The 3575-nt window shown below is 66.2% G+C and carries 3 protein-coding genes; all 3 read right to left on the reverse strand.

Annotated elements, in window-relative coordinates; all coding sequences use genetic code 11:
- Positions 1–153 precede the first annotated feature (153 nt).
- Positions 154–1476: a ricin-type beta-trefoil lectin domain protein gene (locus tag UK23_RS47845; RefSeq protein WP_052685689.1), complete on the reverse strand. Its 1323-nt coding sequence runs from the start codon at positions 1474–1476 to the stop codon at positions 154–156.
- A gap of 60 nt (positions 1477–1536) precedes the next feature.
- Positions 1537–2652 (reverse strand): glycoside hydrolase family 53 protein, encoded by a 1116-nt coding sequence (locus tag UK23_RS47850; RefSeq protein ID WP_045318526.1) that lies wholly within the window; start codon positions 2650–2652, stop codon positions 1537–1539.
- 193 nt (positions 2653–2845) lie between these two features.
- Positions 2846–3575: LacI family DNA-binding transcriptional regulator (locus UK23_RS47855; protein WP_045318527.1), on the reverse strand; the 730-nt coding region annotated here is incomplete at its 5' end.

A 3575-nucleotide genomic window follows, 5' to 3' on the forward strand; every position in this document is an offset into this window, starting at 1 on the left:
GCCAGTAGTAGCCGTTGGCCTCCATCTGAGGCATCCAGCTGATGTCCGCGCCCTTGACGAACGTCGCGGCGGATGCCTGGGGAGCCGTGCCGAGTGCGAGGGCGCCTGCCCCTGCGGCCGCGCCGATCATCAGGCTGCGGCGGGAGATTCCAGTCATGATCGCTTGCTCCAGGTCTGGCTGGTGGCACCGGTACAGGTGGTTACGACGACCGGCGAGTTGTCGGCGGTACCGCCGGCGTCGAGGCAACGACCGGAGGCCGCGTTCGTGACCGTGCCGTTGACGTCGACCGTCCACTTCTGACTGTCGCCGCCGGTGCAGGCGTTGATCGTCACCCGCGTACCTTGCCCGGAAGCGTTGGCGTCCATACATTTCGCGTTGTCGTAGATCCGGAGTTCGCCTGCGGCCGTGTGGGTCCACCGCTGGTTGGCCGCGCCGTTGCAAGTCCAGACGATCAGTCCGGTGCCGTTGGTCTGGACCCGGCCCGGTACGTCGGCGCACTTGCCGGAGGCGGAGCTCTCCAGGCTGAAGGTGGCGCCAGGGGCCGGGTCGTCCGGCAAGAGCGGGCAGCTGCTGCGGTACGTCCTGATACCGGTGTTGTCCAGCAACGGGCACAGGAACTGCGTGTAGCGGGTGTCCTGGTCGATGAAGATCTTCATCCAGGGAATGACCTTGCGCGTCATCACCGAGTTGTTCGAGGTCGGGAAGCTGTGCGCGGCACCGGTGAGCTCGAGGTACGCCTTCTCGGTCGAGGCCGGGATGTTGTTGTAGTGGGTCAGAACGCTCGCCGGAGTGCTCGTCCCGTCGTTCTGACCGGCCAGCAGCATGGTGGGGACCTGCATGGCCGACGGGGTCTGCGACGGGCTGTACGGCGCCAGTCCGATGGCGGCCTTCAGCGTCGGTCGGCGCAGGGCGGCCGAGATGGTTCCGCCGCCACCCATCGAGTGGCCCATCACCGCGAGGCGGTTGGGGTCCACTCTGGTGCGCACCGAGCTGCGCTGGGTCAGGTAGTCCAGCGCCTCCAGCAACTGAGTGCCGCGCGCGACGTCCCAGTCGTTGCGGCTGAGCGTGTCTATGCCGATCACGACGAACCCGAACGAGGCCAGCCAGTGCCCCATCCACGCACCCTCGGCCGCCCAGGTCGCGGTGTAACCAGGCACGACCGCGATCGCACCGAACGTGCCCTTGCTGGTGTCGGTCGGGTAGTAGATCTTCGCGGCACCGAAGCCGTTCCCGCCGCCCACACTCGTCTCCGCGGTGGCGAACGTGCCGCGGTTCGCCGCGATACTGGACTGGGTGGGGTTCGGCCCTCGCTGGTAGCGGTTGTCCGCGGCGGACGCTGATCCCGGGGCCACGGTGGACGCGAGGATGCCGAGAGCAGCAGTGAACGCGATCGCTGCTCTTCGCCGCGGAACGCTGGAGCGGCCACGTTCTCGCCGGATGGGCGGATCCGCTGGGGACAGCTGGATTTGGGACATGGTGCAGCACCTCTTCCTCGGCAGGGGCGGTGAAGAGAAGTCAGGGCGAAGCCGATGGGGTCAGGGGGTCCAGCGGATGCCGGGCAGCAGGCGCCCGTTGCGGTCGAAGACGGCTTGGTTCTCCCAGCCGTTGCCGGAGTTGGTGATGTCGGCCGGATCCCAGCCGTTGCCGGGCACCGCGTGCCAGGTGGGTTCCCAGTAGAAGATCCCGATGGCACCGACGTTGCGGGCGGTATTCTGCACGGCCGTGAAGTTCGCTGCCTGCCCGGCGGGTGTCGCGGGGTAGCCCGAGCACGGCTGTGAAGCGCTGATCACGTTCGTTGTGCGGTCGTGGTTGGCCGTGGTGTAGGGGTATGCGGTTTCGGCGAGGATGACCGGTTTGCCGTACCGGGAGCGCATGTCGGTCAGGACTCCGGCCATTGTGGACATGCTGCCGTGCCAGTAGCAGTAGTAGGACAGAGCGGTGATGTCCCACTGGACGCCTTGGGTGCGGATGCCGTCGTAGAACCAACGGGCGCCGCTCTCGATCCGTGCGGTGTGGATGATCACCTGGGTGTCCGGGTTGCACGCCTTGGTGGCGTTGTAACCGGCTTTGAGCAACCGCCCGAGGTTGGTGAAGTTGTTGTTGACGACCTTGCCGTCGTTCCACAGCATGCCGGTGTTGATCTCGTTGCCGATCTGCACGCTGTCGGGAACGGTGCCCTGTGCTTTGAGGCTGGTGCAGACGTCGTAGGTGTAGTTGTAGACGTCCGTCTGCAGCTGACTGATGCCGTGGCCGGCCCACGCGGCGGGCTTGTACTGCTTGCCGGGATCGGCCCAGGTGTCGGAGTAGTGGAAGTCGACCATCAGCTTGAGGCCCTTGGCCTTCACCGTCCGCGCGTACTGCAGGACTTTGGCCTTGTTGTTGTAGCCACTGCGAGGGTTGTTCCAGATGCGCAGGCGGACGTAGTTGACGCCGGCGCCCTTGAGGACGTCGAGCGGGTCCTTGGCGACGCCGTTCGCGTCGTAGTACTTCGCGCCGAGCTCCAGCGCCCGTTGCGCGGTCGAGACGTCCGCGCCCAGCATGCTGAGCGAGTTCGCCGCGGACACGGCAGGGGTCAGCAGCGCCGCGGGAAGCGTGACGGCCGTCAGCAGAGACGCGACCTTCCCTGCACGGCGAATGCCGCTTGCGGTCATTCGATCTCCTTTGATCGAAGTGAAGCAGGGATCGTACGCGGGTCGAACTGTGAACGTGCACAGTTCCCTTTACGTACGATTCGCTCTGATAGAACCGCATATAGGTGATCGTTTCAAGGGTGATGCAATGGATTTCTGTGAACGTGCACAGTCTCGTCGAAATTCGACCGCACATTCGACAACGCCTGGTGAATCAGGCTGACTCGCGGACGACGAGCCCGGTTGGCAGAATCACCGTGGCCGGCCCTTCACCGTCGATCTGGGCCAGCAGTTGACGCACCATCATCTCGCTGATGCGATCCCACGGTTGCCGGATGGTGGTCAGCGGGGGATGGGCGGCAGGCGCGACAGGTGAGTCGTCGAAACCGCCGACGGCGATGTCCTCGGGGACGCGCAGACCTGCCCGCTCGATCGCGGCCAGAGCGCCGTCGGCCATCAGGTCCGACGCCACGAAGACCGCGTCGACGTCCGGTGTGCTGGTCAGCAGCCGTTGCATGCACGCCTCACCGCTGGCCCGGCTGTAGTCGCCGACCGCCACCAGCCGCTTGTCGTGGGCGATGCCGTGCTCGGCGAGCATTTCGCGGTAGCCCTGCAACCGTTCGAGTCCACCGGGTGTGTCCTGGGGGCCGGCGATGGTGGCGACGCGCTTGCGGCCGGACTCGAGCAGGTGGCGCACCATGACCCTGGCGCCCTCACGATCGTTGGCCGCCACATAGGACACCGCGTCACGCTCACCGAGCGGCTTGCCACAGCACACGAACGGCAGATCAGCCCGCCGGAGGTGGTCGATCATCGGGTTGCCACGGTGCGAGGAGATCAACAGGACGCCGTCGACGTGGTGCGGCGAGAGGAACGGGGCGATGCGGCGACGTTCGGCCTCGGTTCCCGCCGTGATCAGGATGAGCGGGATGTCGTGCTCGCCC

The organism is Lentzea aerocolonigenes, assembly GCF_000955955.1.
In the GTDB taxonomy this organism is placed as follows: Bacteria; Actinomycetota; Actinomycetes; order Mycobacteriales; family Pseudonocardiaceae; genus Lentzea; species Lentzea aerocolonigenes_A.

Excerpts from the sequence above, each read along its gene's own strand:
- UK23_RS47845 (WP_052685689.1), bottom strand. The coding sequence starts at position 1,476 with ATGTCCCAAATCCAGCTGTCCCCAGCGGATCCGCCCATCCGGCGAGAA.
- UK23_RS47850 (WP_045318526.1), bottom strand. The coding sequence starts at position 2,652 with ATGACCGCAAGCGGCATTCGCCGTGCAGGGAAGGTCGCGTCTCTGCTG.